Origin of the sequence: Pseudomyxococcus flavus, assembly GCF_050038885.1 — a bacterium.
Classification (GTDB): Bacteria; Myxococcota; Myxococcia; order Myxococcales; family Myxococcaceae; genus Myxococcus; species Myxococcus flavus.
The window spans coordinates 4,225,362-4,243,862 of sequence record NZ_CP143624.1; the positions used below are offsets into that span (position 1 = coordinate 4,225,362).

At 69.1% G+C, this 18,501-nt stretch carries 18 protein-coding genes; 6 read left to right on the plus strand and 12 right to left on the minus strand.

Annotated features, from left to right (window positions below):
* The first annotated feature begins 41 nt into the window (after positions 1-41).
* The gene (locus VZL07_RS17780; RefSeq protein WP_426756748.1) at positions 42-929 is read left to right on the plus strand and encodes a LysR substrate-binding domain-containing protein; all 888 of its coding nucleotides are present in this window, start codon (positions 42-44) and stop codon (positions 927-929) included.
* Here VZL07_RS17780 and VZL07_RS17785 read toward each other — a convergent pair.
* The 7 genes from VZL07_RS17785 to VZL07_RS17815 all read right to left on the minus strand — a co-directional run bounded on the left by VZL07_RS17785 (position 892) and on the right by VZL07_RS17815 (position 6,984).
* On the minus strand, positions 892-1,536 hold the full coding sequence (locus tag VZL07_RS17785; protein ID WP_426756749.1) for a class I SAM-dependent methyltransferase: 645 nt from the start codon (positions 1,534-1,536) through the stop codon (positions 892-894). The genes VZL07_RS17780 and VZL07_RS17785 overlap by 38 nt on opposite strands.
* On the minus strand, positions 1,520-2,872 hold the full coding sequence (locus VZL07_RS17790; protein ID WP_426756751.1) for a cytochrome P450: 1,353 nt from the start codon (positions 2,870-2,872) through the stop codon (positions 1,520-1,522). Before VZL07_RS17790 ends, VZL07_RS17785 begins: the two co-directional genes overlap by 17 nt.
* 124 nt (positions 2,873-2,996) lie before the next feature.
* Positions 2,997-3,080: a cittilin family RiPP precursor gene (locus VZL07_RS17795; protein ID WP_225888965.1), complete on the minus strand. Its 84-nt coding sequence runs from the start codon at positions 3,078-3,080 to the stop codon at positions 2,997-2,999.
* 226 nt (positions 3,081-3,306) lie between these two features.
* A complete protein-coding gene (locus VZL07_RS17800; RefSeq protein ID WP_426756752.1) occupies positions 3,307-4,065 on the minus strand; it encodes an ABC transporter ATP-binding protein in 759 nt (252 codons plus the stop codon).
* On the minus strand, positions 4,062-5,030 hold the full coding sequence (locus tag VZL07_RS17805; RefSeq protein WP_426756754.1) for an iron chelate uptake ABC transporter family permease subunit: 969 nt from the start codon (positions 5,028-5,030) through the stop codon (positions 4,062-4,064). The genes VZL07_RS17800 and VZL07_RS17805 overlap by 4 nt, the downstream gene beginning before the upstream one ends.
* Complete coding sequence (locus VZL07_RS17810; protein ID WP_426756755.1) at positions 5,020-5,982, minus strand: ABC transporter permease; 963 nt, start codon at positions 5,980-5,982, stop codon at positions 5,020-5,022. Before VZL07_RS17810 ends, VZL07_RS17805 begins: the two co-directional genes overlap by 11 nt.
* 12 nt (positions 5,983-5,994) lie before the next feature.
* A complete protein-coding gene (locus VZL07_RS17815) occupies positions 5,995-6,984 on the minus strand; it encodes a siderophore ABC transporter substrate-binding protein (protein WP_426756756.1) in 990 nt (329 codons plus the stop codon).
* A 218-nt stretch (positions 6,985-7,202) separates the two neighbouring features.
* Between VZL07_RS17815 and VZL07_RS17820 the strand changes: the two genes are divergently transcribed.
* Complete coding sequence (locus VZL07_RS17820; protein ID WP_426756757.1) at positions 7,203-8,450, plus strand: alpha/beta hydrolase family protein; 1,248 nt, start codon at positions 7,203-7,205, stop codon at positions 8,448-8,450.
* 23 nt (positions 8,451-8,473) lie between these two features.
* Here VZL07_RS17820 and VZL07_RS17825 read toward each other — a convergent pair whose 3' ends face one another.
* Entirely contained in the window at positions 8,474-9,868 is a 1,395-nt protein-coding gene (locus VZL07_RS17825; protein WP_426756758.1) for an NAD(P)/FAD-dependent oxidoreductase, read from the minus strand.
* A 178-nt stretch (positions 9,869-10,046) separates the two neighbouring features.
* The gene (locus VZL07_RS17830) at positions 10,047-10,373 is read right to left on the minus strand and encodes a hypothetical protein (protein ID WP_426756759.1); all 327 of its coding nucleotides are present in this window, start codon (positions 10,371-10,373) and stop codon (positions 10,047-10,049) included.
* A gap of 475 nt (positions 10,374-10,848) precedes the next feature.
* Here VZL07_RS17830 and VZL07_RS17835 point away from each other — a divergent pair, with 475 nt between their 5' ends.
* Complete coding sequence (locus tag VZL07_RS17835; RefSeq protein ID WP_426756760.1) at positions 10,849-12,582, plus strand: right-handed parallel beta-helix repeat-containing protein; 1,734 nt, start codon at positions 10,849-10,851, stop codon at positions 12,580-12,582.
* 135 nt (positions 12,583-12,717) lie between these two features.
* On the plus strand, positions 12,718-14,190 hold the full coding sequence (locus tag VZL07_RS17840; protein ID WP_426756761.1) for a hypothetical protein: 1,473 nt from the start codon (positions 12,718-12,720) through the stop codon (positions 14,188-14,190).
* Positions 14,191-14,333: 143 nt separating this feature from the next.
* Here the strand turns inward: VZL07_RS17840 and VZL07_RS17845 are convergent, their stop codons facing one another.
* Both VZL07_RS17845 and VZL07_RS17850 read right to left on the minus strand, forming a co-directional pair.
* Positions 14,334-14,723 (minus strand): hypothetical protein, encoded by a 390-nt coding sequence (locus VZL07_RS17845; protein ID WP_426756762.1) that lies wholly within the window; start codon positions 14,721-14,723, stop codon positions 14,334-14,336.
* 137 nt (positions 14,724-14,860) lie between these two features.
* Positions 14,861-15,430, minus strand: coding sequence for a hypothetical protein (locus VZL07_RS17850; RefSeq protein WP_426756763.1), 570 nt, complete (start codon positions 15,428-15,430; stop codon positions 14,861-14,863).
* Positions 15,431-15,806: 376 nt separating this feature from the next.
* Between VZL07_RS17850 and VZL07_RS17855 the strand changes: the two genes are divergently transcribed.
* Entirely contained in the window at positions 15,807-16,052 is a 246-nt protein-coding gene (locus VZL07_RS17855; RefSeq protein WP_426756764.1) for a DNA-binding protein, read from the plus strand.
* 338 nt (positions 16,053-16,390) lie between these two features.
* Here VZL07_RS17855 and VZL07_RS17860 read toward each other — a convergent pair whose 3' ends face one another.
* Positions 16,391-17,299 (minus strand): oxygenase MpaB family protein, encoded by a 909-nt coding sequence (locus VZL07_RS17860; protein ID WP_426756765.1) that lies wholly within the window; start codon positions 17,297-17,299, stop codon positions 16,391-16,393.
* A 237-nt stretch (positions 17,300-17,536) separates the two neighbouring features.
* On the opposite strand from VZL07_RS17860, the gene VZL07_RS17865 reads away from it, so the two are divergent.
* Complete coding sequence (locus VZL07_RS17865) at positions 17,537-18,487, plus strand: alpha/beta hydrolase (RefSeq protein WP_426756766.1); 951 nt, start codon at positions 17,537-17,539, stop codon at positions 18,485-18,487.
* Positions 18,488-18,501: the final 14 nt, after the last annotated feature.

Genomic DNA, 18,501 nt, shown 5'->3' on the forward strand with positions numbered 1-18,501 from the left:
CGTGAACGCAAGGTCCACACCCGTGGACGATGAGGCGGGCCTTGAACCTCAATGACCTCCATATCTTCGTCCAGGCGGTGGAGAGCGGTGGCTTCGCCGCGGCGGCGCGGCGGCTGCGCATCCCCAAGTCCACGGTCAGCAAGCGGGTGGCCGAGCTGGAGGACGGGCTCGGCGCCCGGCTGATTCAGCGCACGTCACGGAGCTTCACGCTGACGGACGTGGGGCGGGACTTCTACGACCATGCCCGCGCGGCGGTGATTGAAGCAGAGGCCGCGGAGAACGTGGTCCGCCGCCGGCAGGTGGAGCCCAGCGGCGTGGTGAAAATCACCACCGCGGTGCCCACGGCGCAGTTCCGGCTCGCCGAGCGCCTGCCGCTGCTGGCGCGAACCTACCCCAAGCTCCGCGTCGAGCTTCACGCGACGGACCGCTTCGTGGACGTGGTGCAGGAGGGGTTCGACATCGCCGTGCGCAGCCACTTCGCGCCCCTGCCTGCCTCGGGCCTCGTGCAGCGGCGGCTGGCGGTGGAGTCCATCATCCTGGTGGCGTCACCGGGCTACCTGGCCGAGCACGGCAAGCCTCGCCATCCCGAGGACCTGAGCGAGCATGACGGCTTGCCGACCAGCGCCACGGCCACCACCTGGAAGCTGCGCGGCCGGAGCGGTGAAGCCGCCTTGGTGGTGCCGCGCGCGCGCATGATTGCCGACGAGTCCATCGTGCTGTTGAAGGCGGCCATCGCAGGGCTGGGCATCGTCTGCATGCCAGAGACGCTCGTGCGCGCGGACGTGGAGGCAGGGCGCCTGGTGCGCGTGCTGCCGGGCTGGACGGCGGGGATGGTGACGACGACGATTCTGACGCCGCACCGCCGGGGGCAGCTCCCCGCCGTGCGCGCGGTCATCGACTTCCTGATGGAGGGCGCGGACGCGGCGTGAGCGCCTCGGCCTCCGTCGTCACCCGCTCGAGCGTGGCGAGCCAGGCCTGCGCCCCCTGCGGGTCCGTCTGCTCGTAGTGCGCCTCCCGGATGGCCTGCACGCGCCAGCCCTCGCCAAAGGCGGCGCGGAGGGCCTCCGGGGAAACGGCGCGTGGGCCCTCCCGGAAGTACAGCGCGTGGTAGCGCCCGCCTGGGCGGAGCACGCTCGCGATGCTGGCGGCGAAGGCGGACCGGTCTCCGGGCTCGAAGACGTGCAGCAGCGCCGAGTCGATGACGGTGTCGAAGCGCCGTCCCAGCGTGGCCAGCGCCAGGGCGTTGCCCACGCGCAGGTCCACCGCGAGCCCCCGGGCGTAGGCCGCCTCGCGAGCCCGGGAGATGGCCGGCTCCATCATGTCCACACCGCACACCCGCAGCCCCTGGGCCGCGAGGAAGAGGGCGTTCTCCGCGAAGCCGCACCCCACATCGAGCACCTCGCCGGCAATCTCCCCGGCCTCCCACAGCTCGACGAAGGCCCGCTGGGGCCGCCCGATGTCCCAGGGCGCGCCCAGCATGTACGCCGAATGGAAGAACGCGCGCCGGACATCGCCCCCTTCAGGCACTTGCGACATGCCGCACCTCCCTGTCCTGTCCCTTGTGGGCGCGGGGCCTGGGAATCAGCCGGACGCCGAGCGGCTGGAGCGCCAGGGCGGGCCGGGGCCGCACCACGCAGCCCGGCGCCAGCTCCAGCCGGAACCGCCGCACCACGCACGCGGTGATGAGCACCGTCTCCATCATGGCCAGCGCCGAGCCGATGCAGAACCGGGGGCCGCCTCCAAACGGGAAGTAGACATACCGGTGCATGCGCTGGATGTCCTCGGACAGCCAGCGCTCCGGGCGGAAGGACTCGGGCGCGTCGAAGTAGCGCGCGTCGCGGTGGGTGACCCACTGGCTCACCGCCAGCATGGTGCCCGCGGGCACGTGGAACCCGCCGAGCTCGCAGTCGCGCAGGGCCTCCCGGCTGGTAATCCAGGCCGGCGAATACAGGCGCATGGCCTCCTTCACCACGGCCTCCGTGTAGCGCAGGCGCCCAAGGTCCTCGGCCCCGGGACGCCGGCCGCCGAGCACCGTGTCCAGCTCGTCCACCAGCCGGGCCTCGGCCTCCGGGTGCTGGGCCAGCAGGTACCAGGCCCACACGAGCGCGTCCGCCGTCGTCTCGTGTCCGGACATGATCATCGTCGCCAGCTCGTCGCGCAGCTGGGCCTCGGAGAGGGGCTCCGGCGCGGACAGCAGCAGGGCGAGCAGGTCCGTGCGCGACTCCGGCTGCTCCCGGTAGCGGCGCACCAGCGTCGCGAGCAGCGCGTTGAGCTGGTTCAGGGCCCGCCGCAGGCGGAGGTTGGTGGGCGTGGGGACCCAGATGGGGGGCCGCAGCGGGCTGTCGGTGTGCCGCATGACGGCGTCCACGGCGGCGGCGACGTGCCGGGCCTCGTCGTCGATGGGCGTGTGGAAGAGGAAGCGGCTGACGATGTCGAGCGCCAGCGCGGACACGTCCGCGTGCACGTCACGCGCATGTCCGGGGTGCCAGGCCTGGAGCATCCGCTCCGTGAGGGACACCACCGTGTCCCCGCACGCGGCCACGTGCTTGCGATGGAACGCGGGCTGGACGAAGCGCCGCTTGCGCAGCCAGTCCTCGCCCTCGCTGTTCATCATCGCCTCGGGAAAGCCACCTTTGTGACGCTTGCCTTGCCCCACACCCGCGAGCTTCACGAAGTTGCCGTCGCCGTTGACCAATACCCTCTCGATGAGGTCCGGCGCGTTGAGGAGGAAGTTCCGCTTTCCCAGACGCACCACGTCGCCGTACTCCCGGGCGCAGCGGGTGAGGAAGCCCAGCGGGTCTTCCGAGAACTCCACCAGGTTGCCAGCGATGAAGTGGCCCTTGGGCCCCGGGGGAAGGCGCACCTGCGGCATGGCAGATTCCTGAGAGGAGATGCAGGGGACGGAAACGGGGCAGGTGGAGCAAACCGTGTGCTCCACCCGCGTCGACCGGGTCATCCGACCCAACCGTCAGGGCGCATTGCCTGACGGTTGTTGACTAGTAATAGATATACGGGGCGGAGAGCTTGTCCGCGCGAGCAAACCGCATCAGCACAGCCAAAGAGTACAGAGCCTTCTTCATGGCGAACTCCTGGGTTGAAGTGTGGGCGTGTTGCTGTTCGCTGCCGCGTTGGCCAGCGCGGTGGAATGTGGCACAGCCCCGGAAGGCGGTGCAAGTGTCTGTGATTAATTATTGAGAGTGAGTTGTTTTCTGTCTTCGAGGGAACGGCGCGCGTGATTCTCTGAAGTCTTTACAGCCTGCTCGTGGAAACCCCTTGCATCCGGGCGTGGCGCGGTGTGCCGCGGTGTCATCGGTAGTGTGTGGCAATCCAGTCACCGTCAATCTGCTGGACGGAGATGTCGAGCTCGTAGATGGCGCGCAGGACGTCGGGCCGCATGATGTCCTCCGCGCGGCCCTGGAACGCCACCTGGCCCTCGCGCATGGCCACGATGTGGTCGGAGTAGCAGGAGGCGAAGTTGATGTCGTGCAGCACCAGCACGAAGCTCTTGCCGAGCGCGTTGGCGGCGTGCCGGAGCCGCTTCATCATGGACACCGCGTACTTCAGGTCCAGGCCGTTGAGCGGCTCGTCCAGCAGCACGTAGTCCGTGTCCTGGCAGAGCACCATGGCCACGAAGGCGCGCTGGCGCTGGCCTCCGGACAGCTCGTCCAGGAAGCGGTCGGCGAGCGCGCTCAGCCCCATGTGCTCAATCGCCCGCTCCACGTGCTCGCGGTCCTGCACGGTGGGCCGGCCCTTGGAGTGGGGGTAGCGGCCGAACGTCACCAGCTCGCGGACCGTCAGCCGCGCGGAGAGGGTGTTGTCCTGCCGGAGGATGGCCAGCCGCCGCGCGAGCACGTCTCCGGGCGTGGTGGTGACGTCCAGCCCATCCACCTGCACGGTGCCCGAGGACATGGGGAGCACCCGGCTCATCATCGACAGCAGGGTGGACTTGCCCGCGCCGTTCGGCCCGATGATGGAGGTGATTCCGCCCACGGGCAGCCGCAAGGTGACGCCCGCCACCACCACCGTCTCTCCGTAGCGCTTGGTGACGTTGTTCGCTTCAATCATCTCGTGGCCTTTCTCATCAGCATCGCGATGAACACGCCCCCGCCCACGAACTCGATGATGACCCGGGGGTTGGTGTCCAGGCGGAAGACGCGCTCCAGGATGAGCTGGCCGGCCACCAGGGCGATGGCGGCCACGAGCGCGGCGGCGGGCAGGACGAAGGCGTGCTTGTACGTCCGCATCACGGAGTAGGTGAGGTTGGCCACCAGCAGGCCGAGGAACGTCACCGGCCCCACCATCGCGGTGGACACGGCGACGAGGATGGCCACCAGCGCCAGCACCCATGACACCGTCTTCGTGTAGTCCACGCCCAGGTTGATGGCGGCCTCGCGGCCCAGCACCAGGACGTCGCAGGCGCGCAGGAGCCGCAGGCCCAGCACGGAGACGCCCAGCGTCACCACCGTGGAGAGGAGCAGCAGCTCGTGCTCGGGGTCGTTGAAGCTCGCGAAGAAGCGGTCCTGGAGGAAGACGAACTCGTTGGGGTCGATGATGCGCTGGAGGAACGCCGACAGGCTGCGGAAGAGCACGCCCATCACCACGCCCGTGAGCAGCAGCAGGTGGACGTTGCCGCGGGCCACGCCGAAGAGCCAGCCGTGCAGCAGCGCGGAGAAGGCCACCATGATGACGACCTCCGCGCCGAAGAGGAGCCAGGGGTCCAGGCCCGCCACCGCGGTGGAGCCCAGCAGGAAGACCAGGCACGTCTGGATGAGCACGTAGAGGTAGTCGAACCCCATGATGGCGGGCGTCAGCACGCGGTTGCCCGTCACCGTCTGGAAGAGCACCGTGGAGACCGCGACGGCGTAGCCCACCAGCAGCGCGGTGGCGACCTTCTTCCCCCGGAAGGCCAGCACGAAGTCCCACGGGCCATTCACCTCGACGAGCATGAACAGGGCCACGCAGGCCAGGGTCAGCCCGCAGAGGACGAGCAGGGGCCGCACGGGGCTGGTGGACGTGGCGCTAGCCGACACGGGCGCCTCGCTTCAGCAGGAGGTACAGGAAGAGCACGCTGCCGATGACGCCGGCGATGGTGCCGCCGGGAATCTCGTACGGGTGCCGCACCACGCGGCCCACGATGTCGCACAGCAGGATGAAGGCGGCGCCACTCACCGCGACCCAGGGGATGGAGCGCCGCGCGTTGTCGCCCAGGACCATGCTGACGAGGTTGGGGACAATCAGGCCCAGGAAGGGAATCATGCCCACGGTGACCACGACCATGGCGGTGACCAGGGCGACGATGACGAGCCCGAGCGCCACGATGCGCGGGTAGTTCAGCCCCAGGTTGGTGGTGAATGCCTCGCCCATGCCGGCCACGGTGAAGCGGTCCGCGGCGGCGTAGGCGGCGCAGGTGAGGCCCAGCGTCACCCATAGCAGCTCGTAGCGGCCGCGAAGGACGGTGGAGAAGTCGCCCGTGGTCCAGGCGTTGACGGACTGGAGCAGGTCGAACCGGTAGGCGAAGAAGGTCGTCGCCGAGTCGATGATGCCCCCCAGAATCAGCCCCACCACCGGGACGATGAGCGCCGAGGGCAGCGGAATCCGCCGCAGGACGAGGAGGAACAGCGCGGTCCCCGCCACGGCGAAGGTGGTGGCCACCAGCATCTTCCCGAGCACGGGCAGGGCGGGGGCCACGAGGGTGGCGGTCAGCAGCCCCAGGCTCGCGGACTCCGCGGTGCCCGCCGTCGTGGGCTCCACGAAGCGGTTGCGGGCAATCATCTGCATGATGAGGCCGGCGACGCCCAGGGACGTGCCCGCCAGCATGAGGGCGAACAGGCGCGGCAGCCGGCTGATGACCAGCACCTGGAGGGCACGGTCATCCGGCTGGGGCGCGAAGAGGGCGCTCCAGGACACGTCGCTGGCGCCGATGAGGAGGCTGACCACCGCCAGCGTGACGAGGACGGTGGCCGCGAGGAATGCGCGCTTCACGGCAGGGCGTGGCTACGGGGCCTGGGCGTAGGCGCTGGCGACCTGGTCGCGCAGCAGCTTGACGGAGTGGATGCCTCCACCCGTGAGGTAGATGGTCGCCGGGTCCAGGTAGACGACCTGCCCCTTCCGCCAGGCCGTGGTCTGCCGCACCAGCTCGTTGTCCAGCACCTGCCGGGCGTTGCCTTCCTTCTGGCCCGTGGCGGCGTCGCGGTCGATGACGAACAGCCAGTCCGGGTTCTTCTCGCGGATGAACTCCGCGCTGATGGACTCGCCGTGCAGGGAGATGTTCAGGCCCTCGGCGGCCTCGGGGACGCCGAAGTCGCCGTGGATGACGCCGAAGCGCGAGCCCGGGCCGTAGGCGCTCATGCGCCCGCCGGTGACGAGCACGACCAGGCCCTTGCCGCGCGCGGCCGTCACCTGCTGGAGCTCCGCCACCGACTTGCGCAGCGCCTCGGTCAGCTCGCGCGCCTTCTCCTCCTTGCCGAAGATGCCGGCCAGCAGCTCCGTGTTGGCAATCACCGAGGCGAGGTAGTCCTTGCCGCTCATCGGCACGTCGACAGTGGGCGCGATGCGGGAGAGGTTCGGGTACTTCGCGCTGGAGCGGCCCCCGGTGATGATGAGGTCTGGCTTCGCCGCCTGGAGCGCCTCGTAGTCGGGCTCGAACAGGGTGCCCATGCGCGGGTACTTCGCGTCACCGAACTTCGCCAGGTGCTGGGGGAACATGTTGCCGGCGACGGCGTAGACGTCCACCTCCAGGGCGTTGAGGATGTCCAGGGCCACCAGGTCGAACACCACCACCCGCTGCGGCTTCAGCGGCACCACGGTGGTGCCCTGGCCATGCGTGACGGTGCGGCCCTCCGCGGCGGCCTGCGAGGCGGGCGCTGCCGAGGGCTCGGCGGAGGTCGGACGCTGGAACCTCACGCCCACCCACAGGACGGCCAGCACGACGATGACGGAAAGCAGCGCGAAGAGGGGAAAGGGACGCCTGTCGGATGAACTCACGGTGGTCGCGGGAAAGGAGGGTGATTTTGAAATTGAGAATCAGTTTCACATCTTAGGCGCTGACGTGCGCACCGTCAAAGCCTGGATGGGGTGCGAGGTCCTGCCCTCGGGTCTGTCGCGCTCTGGGGCGGTCCCTCGCGCCGGGCTTCGGGCCGCAGGGCTGGCTGCTTGAATCCGGCCGCGCCGGCATGACCTTTCGCGCGAGGGGGGAGGACGCCATGCGCGAGGCACCGACGATTCGCACCGGCGCCGAGCCGGGCGTGCCCGAGCGCTTCTTCGGGGACCCGGACTTCGACTTCGAGGCACGGCTCGCGCTCGGGCTCGCGGCGCAGGGTGTGGGGGATGTTGGCCAGGTGTGGGTAACGCTGGCGGCCATCGAGGATGGCAGCGCGGACGGCTGGTTCCGCGCCTGGCACGCCCGGGGTGAGCGCCTGCGCGCGCAGGCGGAGGCGAGCCTCGCCACGGAGCAGGTGGAGCGCGCGCGGTGGGCCTACCTGGCCGCGTCAGAGGCCTATTCGCGGGCCCTGGTCTTCACCACGGGCATGGCGGACCCGCGCGTCCTGACACCGACATTCTCGCTGCACCGCAAGTGCTGGGAGGCGGTCGTCGACCATTCAGGGGGCTGCTTCCTGCGGCTGGAGGTCCCCTATGAGGGAGGCACGCTCCCGGGATACCTGCTCCGGCCCGACGCCACCGGCGCGGCCCGGCCCACGCTGGTGCTGACGAATGGCAGCGACGGTTCACTCACGGCGCTCTGGGGCTCGGGCGTCGCGGGCGCGCTGCGGCGCGGCTACAACGCCTTCGTCTATGACGGGCCCGGGCAGCAGTCCATGCTGTTCGAGCGAGGCATTCCCTTCCGGCCCGACTGGGAGGCGGTGCTCACGCCGGTGGTGGACGTCCTGGTGTCCCGCGCGGACGTGGATGCCCGGGCCCTGCTGGCCTATGGCATCAGCCAGGGCGGCTTCTGGCTGCCGCGGGCGCTGGCCTTCGAGCACCGCTTCGTCGCCGCGGTGGCGGACCCGGGCGTCATGGACGTCTCCACGTCGTGGACGTCGAACCTGCCGCCGGAGCTGGTCGCGTTGCTGCGCGCCGGAGACCGTGAGGCGTTCAACGAGGCCATGCGCCAGGCGGACGCGGACCCGGTGCTGGCGCGGGTGCTGGCCTTCCGCAGCCGCCCCTATGGCATGCGGACGCCCTTCGACACCTTCACGGAGGTGGGGCGCTACCACCTGCGCGACGTCGTGGACCGCATCACCACGCCGCTGCTCATCACCGACCCGGATGACGAGCAGTTCTGGCCCGGCCAATCCCAGGCGCTCTACCACGCGCTTCCGGGCGAGAAGGCGCTGGCCCGCTTCAGGCGGGAGGATGGCGCGAACTTCCACTGCCAGCCATTGGGCCGCACGCTCACCGACGCGCGCATGTTCGACTTCTTCGCCGAGCGGCTCGCCCGTCGCGTGCACTGAGGCGCGGCGAGGTCCGCGCCACGTCAGGGAGGCCGTGACGGTCGGGGCTCCGGGCGGCGGTCCGTGTTGGCCCGCTCGCCCAGGGGCACGAAGAGCGCACGGACGCCGTCCGCGAGCACCGGCACGGCCACCGTTGGCTGGAGGACGGCGCCCAGCCCCGTCTGGAGATGGAGCACGCGGTTGAACTGATGGTGGACGGCGGCGTCCCGGGAGGTCCGCTCCATCAGCCGCCGGATGTACCACTGCACCACCCCCAGGCCGGGCCAGCGCCGGCCCAGTGCCTGGGGATACTGCAGGTCCAGGCTGGTGCCCATGAACCAGGGCAGGCGGATGATGTCGGGCAGCCGCTTCCGGAAGCGCCGGGCCACGCCTTCGAGTGTCCCTGGCGCGCGTCGGGCCTGCTCGTGCAGGCAGTCGTCGAGCAGCGCCGCGCCCCGGGCCGCCACGGACATGCCCTGACCGAAGACGGGGTTGAAGGCGCACACGGCGTCACCGACGATGGCCCAGTGCTCCGGGAAGCGCGCGAGGCGCTCGTAGTGCCGCCACCGTGTGTCCTTCACCTTGTGCGTGGTGAGGGGCCCCAGCGGCCGGGCCTCGCGCAGATAGGCATGGAGGTCCGGCTGGCGCAGCGACCGGGCGAACGCGAGGAAGCCTTCGTCCTCCGTGGGCGGGTGGTCTCCGAAGTAGCCATTGAGGGTGACAATCCAGCGGCCCCCCTCCACGCTCGAGATGAAGCCGGAGCGCCAGCTCGCCGGAGGACACGGGTACTGCATGAGGACCTTCCACTCGCCCTGGAAGCGCGCGGGGGGCTCGTAGAGGCGGGTGGTATAGGCCAGGTCGACGTGAACCTGCTCCTCCTCGGGGCGCTCCAGGCCCATGGCTTCCAGCCACTGGGGCGCGCGCGAGCCCCGGCCCGTGGCCTCCACGACCAGCGCGGCCTCCAGCGGCGCTTCGCCACCGGCGGTGCGCAGCCGCACCCCCGTGACGCGCGAGCGGGACGCGTCCGTGAGCAGCCCTTCCACGGAGCAGCCTTCACGGACCTCGACGTTGGGCAGCGCCCGCACGCGGCGCAGCACGCTCCACTCCAGGAAGGGGCGGGTGCAGACCAGCAGCGGAAGGCCGCTGGTGTCGCGCGTCTTCCAGACGCCGAAGTGGTGCCACGCGACGTCTCGGCTCGAGTCGATGAGCCCGGCCCCCTGGGCCTGGAGCTCCTGGAGGAGGCCTGGGAAGAAGCGCTCCAGGAGGCGGTGGCCCGCGTCCAGCATGACATGGACATGGGTCCCCTGGGGGACGCACCTGCGCGCCGTGGGCGCTTCGGGGAGCGAGTCCCGCTCCAGGACGAGGACCTTCTCGAAGTGGTCCGCGAGCACGCGGGCGCTCAGCAGCCCCGCCATGCTGCCACCGACGACCACCGCCATTCCCAAGCGACGTCCAGATGTTTCCACGTTCCAGGCCCCCGACGTTCCATCCGACGCGCCGGCAGGGAAAAGGTGCTTCCCTTTTCCCTGCCGGGCTTCATCCGGGCGGCCATTTCATGCCGCGGGTCTGACGTGTGCCGTTGGAGGCGCTGCGCTTTGTATGGACTGGACGCGGCGCCTACTCGAGCGGGTTGCAGCCGGGGATGCAGTGCCGGACGTTGATGAGCGTGCGGGTGCTCGACATGCTGGACTGACACGCCGCGTACTGGACCGCCGGCTGGCCGGGCTTACGCGTCGTGCCGCACTGCGGCATACAGCCCTGCACATTCTCGAACCAGTAGATGAGGTCGTTGTTCGGGCAGTGCGGCGGGTAGCCCAGGTCCTGCTCGACGCTGACCGGCGCCTCGCCCTCGGGCGCGTCCATGGGGATGTCACCGCCGCCGCAGGCGATGAGGGACAGGGAGAAGCAGGCGGTCAGTGAGGTGATGAGGCGAGAGGTCTTCATGGACGGCTCCTTCCAGGTGAGGAAGCCATGGATGATGCACCATCCCCGGGTTTCACTGAAAGCACGTGCCGGGTGCGACTACGGAGGACAACCGCACCAGCACTTCCCATCGGGAGCGCAGATGCCACAGCCGGTGCCCGCAGCAGCCGCAGTCACACTGCCGCATTCGTTTCGTCCACGGGCCTGGCGCCAGCGGTGAAACCCATTCCCAGTCCCAACAGCAAAGAGGCTCCCAGTAACAGTCGATTCATTGCGTCATCACCCCGGGTCTGGCGCGAACCATTCGCGCCGCTTTGGATGGGTAAAGCGATACACATTCGCTGAATCGATAGCGGTACAGGTATGGAGGGAGAATTGAGTTGGTGGTGTTTGCGTATTTTCATTGATTTGCGAGTGGGTGTCTGGCTTCAGGCGAGGAGCCTCATCCCGCCGGCTCTGTCGACGAGCCGCTCTCTCCCTCTCGAAGGAGGCGCACGTGAACACACGAACTTCATTCTCCGCTTCGGTGACGGCCTTCGGACTCTGCCTGCTGACCGCCTGTGGCCCGGGTGGCGAGGACGTCCTGACTCCAGGCGCGGACCCTGGACCCGCGGCCCCGACAGCACAGCCGCTCGCCGCCGTGCACTGGGTGGATGACGATGGCGACCAGGCCCGGGCGGAGGGGCTCTCCTCCTGGTCCACCAGCATCGCCACGGCCATTTCCCAGGCCGCGTCGGGAGACACCATCCGTGTCCTTCCCGGCACGTATCGGGGGGCGTTGCTCATCAACAAGCCCCTCACGCTGGTGGCGATGAAGAACGCCACCACGCCGGTCAACCCGGGGTTCGACCCGAACCACTCGGACTGGCCCGTCATCATCGAGCCGAAGGCGGGAGAGACCTCCACCCTCATCCAGGTCAACGGCAACGGCGACGGGACGACGGTGCGCGGCTTCTACGTGCGCAACGCCGGGAGCAACGGCATCCAGGTGCGCATGTCCGGAAGCGCGAATGCGTTCACCAATCTCTGCGAGGACGTGCGCATCCAGGGCAACAGGGTGGAGAACAGCCGGCTGGATGGCATCAAGGTCCACCAGTGCAACCGCATCTTCGTGGAGGGCAACCGGGTCGCCGGCTTCAGCAGGGGGAGCGACTCCGGAAGCGAGCACGAGCACGGCATCGACTTCGTGGCGGTGGGCAACTCCATCATCCGCAACAACGTCATCACCAACACGGGCTGGGTCTCCGGACGCGGCGCGGGCATCACGGTGAAGAGCGGCTCCGTCAACGTGGTGGTGGAGGACAACCAGATTGGCGGCGGCCTGGGCTGGGTGGCCATCTCCGCGGGCGAGCCGGTGTCCACGACGTCGTCGTGGATATATCGCTCGGCGGTGACGGCTTCGCCGCCGTACGTGTCCCGGAACATCTGCATCCGTGACAACACGCTGACGGGGAGCCACCGCGACGCGGTGCTCATCGGCTGCCAGGAATGCGACGTCATGGGCAACACGCTGGGGAATGGCCGCATCCGGGTCGCGCACAACGACCCGTTCAAGAGCGCGGGCGTCTGCTTCTCCGGCAACAACCTCACGGCGCTGGAGAACGAGGTGGGCGGCGCGGTCGCCACCAGCGGCTGCTCGTGCCAGTGGACCCCCGCCGCGAAGGTGGACGCGGGCGGCTCGTTCGGGTGGACGCTGCGCCCCGGCACCACGTCCACGGCCATCCCGGCGGACCCGACGCAGAACCCGACCTCGCCACCGCCGCCGCCTCCGCCGCCGACGGGCTGTGACGCTTCGGGCTGCTCCCTCTACTTCGAGGCGGAGTCCGGCAGCGGGCGGTATGACGTGTTCGAGAAGCGCGCCTCGAGCGCCGCGTCGGGCGGGCAATACGTCCATGCCACGGCGGCGAACTACAACGCCGCCGCCGGGGACTCCGCGACGGCGGAGACGCTGACGTACTCGCTGCAGGTGAGCACCTCGGGCGTCCACTACTACTGGGTGCGCCTCATCGCTCCGGACAGCCTCCAGAACTCGTTCTTCGTGTCCATCAACGGGAGCGCCTTCGTGGCGCAGGACATGACAGTGGGCGCCGGCTGGCACTGGGTGAAGCTGCGCAACCTGGACACGCTGTCGCTCCAGCCGGGGACCGTCACCTTCCGCGTGAAGAACCGCGAGAAGGACGTGTCCATCGACCGGTTCTTCCTCACCAGCGACTCCAGCGCCGTTCCGTAGCCGGTTGCGCGTGCCGGCGGCGGGCACGGAAGCGTCGGGTTTTCTCCAGTGCATTGCCCTTCAGGGCACTGGGCGCTCGCCGCCGGGCTTCCCACTGTCCCCGGGCTTCGGGGCCGGCGAGGAGTGCACGTGCGTGTGAAAATCTGTTGTGTCTTGGTGACGCTTGGCGGTCTGGGCTGCGGCGGGGCCCTGGAGGAAGTGAGCGCCACCGGAGACGAGGCCGTCCAGGCTCTGGCCTGCGCTCCCGGGGGCGCCGTCTACAAGGTGAAGGACATCCTTCCTCCGGGCGCGCCGCTCCCGTCCCCCAGCATGCCGGTGCCGGACTGGCTGACGAACGCGCAGGGCACGCTCTACTTCGTGTCGGACCTCTACGGCGACCGCGCCACCCTGTGGCGCAGTGATGGAACGTCCGCGGGCACCGTGCCGGTGAAGGAGTTCCCCGCGTCGGGGCCGGGCTACCAGGGGCTGGGCGAGCTCACGCCGGTGGGCACCCGCATCTTCTTCATGGTGGATGCCCCGCCGTTCGGCCGGGAGCTGTGGGTCAGTGACGGGACGGAAGCGGGCACGCGGCTCGTCGAGGACCTGGAGCCGGGGGCCGCCAGCCCCGTGCTGTCCTCCTTCGCCCAGACGGGAGCCGCGTTGACCTTCTTCCGGAGGTCCCTCATGGCGCCCGGGTTGTCGTTGTGGCGCTCCGATGGGACAGAGGCCGGCACGTCCCAGGTCACGGACTTCGGCACGGGGCAGGAGGTGGCGCTGGATTCGCTTCCCGTGGCGGGGAGGCGCTTGTTCGCGCTGCGCAACGCCGCGGATGGCACGTCGCTGTGGCGCACGGATGGAACGGCCGTGGGAACCACGCGCGTCAAACGCCTGGACGCGGGGCAGGTCTGGATAACGGACGCGGCACACACCGAGACGGGCCTGGGCGTCTTCACCTTGAGCGACGCGGGGCCCATCACCGAGGTGTGGAAGACGGATGGGACGCCGGAGGGCACCGTGCGCCTGGAGTCTTTCGGCGGCGACTATCGGCTGCTGGGCGCCCTGGGGGCGCACGTCTACCTGGCCACCGCCATCAATGACGGTGCGGCCCTGCGGCTGTCCCGGGTGTCGCTCGCGGGCGGTGGCAAGGAGACGGTGACGACGCTGCCCAACCGCTACGCGGGCGAGCCCGGCGCGTGGCCCTTCGTGCAGATGGCGGTGCGCGCGGGCGGGAAGCTCTACCTGTCCGTGGGCATCGGTACGCCGGGGCCCGCCCCTCGCGAGGTCAGCCTGTGGGTGACGGATGGCACGGCGGTCGGGACGCGGGAGCTCAGCCGGGGGCTGTCGACGTCCGATGAGCGGGCCTCGCCGCTCTTCGACACCGGCGCCGGGACGCTGGTCTTCAGCTCGAGCGAGGATGGCACGGGGCTGGAGCCCTGGGTGACGGACGGCACGCCCGAGCGGACGGGCCTCATCGCCGACCTCGCTCCGCTGGGGAGCTCCCGGCCCGAGGCCTTCACCCGGGTGGGGAGCACCGTGTTCTTCCGCGCCTACTCCAACACCTGGGGCGACGCGCTGTGGGCCATGCCCGCCACCGTGGCATGCCCCACCCAGGCGCTTCACGCGCGCTGACGCGGACGCTCAGACCTTGGAGGGCACGGGGCGTCGCGCGCAATCAGGCCCTCCTGTTTCAGCGTCTCCCAGAAGGCGTCCGGACTGCTTGGACGTGAAGCCCCCAATCCCACGCATGGGGCGTGGGGGCTTCACGGGGCGCATCACCAGGGACCGATGCCCTTCTTCTCGTTGGGCGTCTCCGAGTAGGTGGACTTGTACACCGAGGCCAGCGCGTTGACGCCGGAGCCGAAGGCCTCCACGCTCGCCTGCTTGTAGTTGCCCTGCCTGGCGCTCTGGAAGGCGTCCCGGCCGAAGTTCATCGCCTCGCGCTGGTGGGCGTTGACCTCGCTGCGTGCCCCCGTCTCCACCTTCTTCACGTTGTCGATGACGCTGGCCTGGGAGCGCGAGGAGATGCCGATGTTGCCCCGGTCGAGAATCTGGTTCACGCCGCCGACCGCGTGGGCGTAGTCGCTCGTCTTGCCCTGCGTGGTCTCGTCGATCTGCTGCCGCCTCGGGTTCTGGAACGAGTGGTTCTGCTTGACCTTGAGCATGGCATCCCCCCCTGGGCGGCCTTCGCCGCCCGTAGCATGTGGTTCGTGTGAGTATTGTCGGGGCGTGTGGGTGAGAGTTTCCTGATTGCGTTCTTTTGTCCACAGGCGCGCCTGCTTGGCGGGGATGTCCGCATGCGTCAGTGGAGGAGGTTGCAGGCCAGGGTCCTGCAGCTCTTGAGTGGGATTGGGGCCTTGAGGGCCAGGACGAGCCCCACCTCGGTTCCATGGGCGGTGCGCTTGGGCCCGCCCGGGGCGGAGCTTCCCCAGGTACCGAGCGGGATGCCGAGGCGGAGCCCGATGGATGAGCCGAGGAAGCCGATGAACGAAGCAATATGCAGTCCCGTCGTGGCCAGGCGCGTATCCGTGCCTGTCTCATGCTTCACTCCCAACTCCAGCCCTCTGCCCGGGCCCAATATCAGGATGTCGCCACTGCCCAGTCCCGTCATCTGGATGCCGCCACAGAACCTCGTGTGGCCGCCTGTCATCCACTGCACCTGGCTGAACACGCCCGTAGCGGCAAGGGGGCCACCAACGTTGAAGGTTGCCTCGACTCCCAGTCCCAGCTGGGGGCTTCCCGAGCGGCCTGCCACGCTCAGCATGGGGCCGACGAAGAGCCAGGGCCTCTCCTTCAGCAGCTCCATCCCTGATGGATACGCATGGGCCGCAGGGGCGGCCAGAAGCAATAGCACCAGGATGTGTTTGGTCATACCCCGCGAGATTGCAACGGGCGTTCCCAGGTCTGTTTCAGTGAAAATGACAGGTTGCCCCGTGCAGTGATTTGCACAGCGCAAAGCGAGTGATGCACTGACTCGGTAGCGCCGGTGGCGGGTCTGTCTGGCCCCCTGAAACAGGGGTATGAAAACATATACAGATGGGTTCGAGATGGGTCGGTACAGTCATTGGGCTTGTATCAATCTCAGATATGCAGCGGGTCTCCAACCGCGCGCAGGCGCAGGTCCGCTGATGCCAGGGCCCCAAAGCATGACGGGATGCGTCAGGTTCGGCGGACTCGGGACCGCGGGCTGCAGATGCGCTGCGGGTGCATTCTCTGCTCAGCGTGGAGTGGCTATGCTGGTTGCCTCCATGCCCACGGATTCCACCTCCAGACGCACCGCTCAGGCGCCTGCCGCGTCCGACCTTCCCCGAGGCATCGGGAGGCCCGCGACGAGCGCGCTCGCCGTGGAGGGCGTCACGCGGCTCGACCAGGTCACCCGCTTCTCGGAACGGGAGCTGCTGGCGCTTCATGGCGTGGGGCCCAAGGCCGTGGGTATCCTCAAGGAGGAGCTGGCCGCGCGTGGGTTGTCGCTGGCTCCCGCGAAGCAGAAGTGAAGTAACGCGCCGCTGCCTGGCACGATTCAGGAGGCACCCATGTCCACATTCCTGCTGTGGCTGGCCTGGACTGTCTGCGGTTCGCTCCTCTTCCTGGTCCTCATCTTCGCCAGTGAGTCGCTCCATATGCGGGCACTGCGAAGACGGGCCCGCCTGCTGCGTTGCTCCGACTGTGGTGGTGGCTATGACCTGGCTTCGGTCATGAAGGTCGTTCCCGCCCTAGTTCGGGCAAATCCTCCTCCCGGCGTGAGCCGGTCCCCGTCGCCGCCGCCCTCGTTCAAGGTGACCTGCACTGTGTGTGGGCACGTCACCGCGTACGCGGAGGACGTCGTCCCACCTCAGGGTGTGCCGCTGGACGGGGCCCGCTGACCCGTGCCGTGCTTCACGGGGCACGTCTTGGGGAAGGTGCCCAGCGACTCGACGGCGAAGCCGTCCGGGTAGCTGCGGATGTTGGGGCGCTGCCTCGCGTAGAGGGGTTCCCTGCGGGGTGACAGCGCGTAGCGGACGAACTTGCCGCGGGCCTTGAGCGCGAGCCGGAACACCGTGCGGCTCAGCCTGGACGGGTGGGGGTATTGGAAGGCGTCGAGCAGCGCATCCTCCATCAGCGCCCGCGCGAACAGATGGACCAGCCGCTTGGGCGCGAGGTTCGTGGGAGGAAAGGTGGTGAGCAGCTCCAGCGTGGCGTCGGCCACCGCCTTGCCGCGCGCGTCGTAGGCGAAGTGCGCGGCTTCATAGTCATCCAGGAGCGTGGAGAAGGCGTCATACGTCTCCGGGATGTCCCGGATGCCCATGTGGCGGCCCACGGCGCGATAGTAGTTCACCCAGGCCGTCACCTCGTGCGGGGTGAGTGCGCGCCAGCCGAACTCCGCCAGCCAGCGCACGGGCATCACCACGAAGGTGGAGAGCACGTAGCGCATGTCGTCGTTGGAGATGTCGTAGGCGCCGTGCATCTGGTTCATGCGCCGGAAGGCACTCCGGCCCGCCGGGCTGGACATGCCGTGCTCCAGGATGGTGTCCAGGATGAGCACGGTGTCGTCGTAGCGCTTCTGGGTGCGCTGGTTGAACTCACCCGTCTCGTGCAGGAGCACGCCGATGCTGGGCACCGCATAGGTCCGGAACAGCGCGAAGCTGAGCGCCTGCTCGATGTCCCAGGGGAACTCCCGGGTGGAGAGGAGGCGGACAATCTCCTCGCACTGCGTCTGGGCGTCGAGCCGGTCCGTCTGGTCGCGTACCGCGAATCGGTTCATCGGGGGTCCTCCGAGGAGTCCGCCACGAAGTCTACCCGCCGGCCATGTCCTGATGCTCGCGGGGCACCGTCTCTGTCCACCGCCGGGCGCTCAGGCGGCCGGTGCCCCTGGTGCTTCGTCTTCGGGCCCAGTCCGCTTCGTCGGGGCCTTGCCCGCAGGGTTGCTGCGGCCCGCGTCCGGGTTGGCACCTTTCCGGCGGCGTCCGTCCGCGGACGTCCCACCAAGGAGCACAGAACCATGAACCTGGACCCTTCGACCCAGAAGTTCGTCTCGGACCTGGCCGCCTCGAACAGCCCGCCGCTGTACACGCTGACGCCGGACCAGGCACGAGACGTCCTCCTCAAGGCGCAATCCATCCCGGTGTCGATGCCGGAGGCGGACGTGGAGGAGCGCAAGCTGCCCGTGGGGCCCAAGGGTTCCGTCCGGACGCTGCTCTTCCGGCCGAAGGGAAGCAAGGAGCGCCTGCCGGTCATCATGTTCATCCACGGCGCGGGCTGGGTGATGGGTGACAGCAGGACGCATGAGCGGCTGGTGCGGGAGCTGGTCAAGGGGGCGAATGTCGCGGCCGTCTTCGTGGACTACAGCCGCTCCCCGGAGAGCCGCTTCCCGGTGGCCATCGAGGAGGCCTATGCCGCGACGAAGTACGTGGCGGAGCACCCGGATGAGTTCAACGTGGATGCCAGTCGAATGGCCATCGTGGGGGACAGCGTCGGCGGCAACATGACCACCGTGGTCAGCATGCTCGCGAAGGAGCGGGGTGGGCCGCCCATCCGCTTCCAGGCGATGTTCTATCCTGTCACCGACGCCAACTTCGAGAGCGGCTCCTACCAGGAGTTCGCCGAGGGACCGTGGCTGACGCGCAAGGCGATGAAGTGGTTCTGGGACGCCTACCTCCCGGAGGCGTCCAGGCGCGCGGATCCGCATGCGTCGCCGCTGAAGGCATCGCTCGACCAGCTCAAGGGAATGCCTCCCGCGCTCATCATCACCGACGAGAACGACGTGCTGCGGGACGAGGGCGAGGCCTACGCCGCGAAGCTCTCCGAGGCGGGCGTCAACGTCACCCAGGTCCGCTTCCTGGGCACGCACCATGACTTCGTCATGCTCAACGCGCTGGCCCAGACGCCCGCGACCCGGGGCGCCATCGAGCTCACCGTCACGAAGCTGCGGGAGTGGCTCCACCCGAGCTGAGGCTCGGGACGCGG

What these genes read in the sequence shown, in the direction of transcription:
- VZL07_RS17830 (WP_426756759.1), bottom strand. Translation starts at nt 10,373, where the DNA reads ATGAAGACCTCTCGCCTCATCACCTCACTGACCGCCTGCTTCTCCCTG.
- VZL07_RS17795 (WP_225888965.1), bottom strand. Translation starts at nt 3,080, where the DNA reads ATGAAGAAGGCTCTGTACTCTTTGGCTGTGCTGATGCGGTTTGCTCGC.
- VZL07_RS17825 (WP_426756758.1), bottom strand. Translation starts at nt 9,868, where the DNA reads ATGGCGGTGGTCGTCGGTGGCAGCATGGCGGGGCTGCTGAGCGCCCGC.
- VZL07_RS17860 (WP_426756765.1), bottom strand. Translation starts at nt 17,299, where the DNA reads ATGAACCGATTCGCGGTACGCGACCAGACGGACCGGCTCGACGCCCAG.
- VZL07_RS17845 (WP_426756762.1), bottom strand. Translation starts at nt 14,723, where the DNA reads ATGCTCAAGGTCAAGCAGAACCACTCGTTCCAGAACCCGAGGCGGCAG.
- VZL07_RS17855 (WP_426756764.1), top strand. Translation starts at nt 15,807, where the DNA reads ATGCCCACGGATTCCACCTCCAGACGCACCGCTCAGGCGCCTGCCGCG.
- VZL07_RS17800 (WP_426756752.1), bottom strand. Translation starts at nt 4,065, where the DNA reads ATGATTGAAGCGAACAACGTCACCAAGCGCTACGGAGAGACGGTGGTG.
- VZL07_RS17820 (WP_426756757.1), top strand. Translation starts at nt 7,203, where the DNA reads ATGCGCGAGGCACCGACGATTCGCACCGGCGCCGAGCCGGGCGTGCCC.
- VZL07_RS17865 (WP_426756766.1), top strand. Translation starts at nt 17,537, where the DNA reads ATGAACCTGGACCCTTCGACCCAGAAGTTCGTCTCGGACCTGGCCGCC.
- VZL07_RS17790 (WP_426756751.1), bottom strand. Translation starts at nt 2,872, where the DNA reads ATGCCGCAGGTGCGCCTTCCCCCGGGGCCCAAGGGCCACTTCATCGCT.
- VZL07_RS17785 (WP_426756749.1), bottom strand. Translation starts at nt 1,536, where the DNA reads ATGTCGCAAGTGCCTGAAGGGGGCGATGTCCGGCGCGCGTTCTTCCAT.
- VZL07_RS17850 (WP_426756763.1), bottom strand. Translation starts at nt 15,430, where the DNA reads ATGACCAAACACATCCTGGTGCTATTGCTTCTGGCCGCCCCTGCGGCC.